The sequence below is a fragment of the Streptomyces milbemycinicus genome, assembly GCF_002154605.1.
Taxonomy (GTDB): domain Bacteria; phylum Actinomycetota; class Actinomycetes; order Streptomycetales; family Streptomycetaceae; genus Streptomyces; species Streptomyces milbemycinicus.
The window spans coordinates 1-263 of sequence record NZ_MUNE01000480.1; the positions used below are offsets into that span (position 1 = coordinate 1).

Here is a 263-nt window from a genome sequence, read left to right on the forward strand (position 1 = left end):
CCGCCCCCTCCCGCACCTCCGTGGTCACCTCGACCCAACCGCCCTGAGGGATGTTGTACCGCACCGCGTTCTGGATGAGGTTCAGCGCGATCCGCTCCAGCAGTACACCATTGCCCTGGACCACCGCGGACTGCCGCACCCCGCGCACCGCCACGCCCTTGTCCTGCGCCTCCGTACGGACCTGCTCCAGCGCCTGGGAGGCGACCTCGGCGAGGTCCACGGGCTTGCGGTCGACGATCTCGTTGTCGCTGCGGGCGAGCAGC

Annotated in this window: 1 pseudogene; it reads right to left on the bottom strand. The window is 70.3% G+C overall.

The window, feature by feature from the left end:
• Positions 1–262 (bottom strand): annotated as a pseudogene (locus tag CCN51_RS60225) (sensor histidine kinase); the annotation flags it as partial.
• Between the last annotated feature and the right edge of the window lies 1 nt (position 263).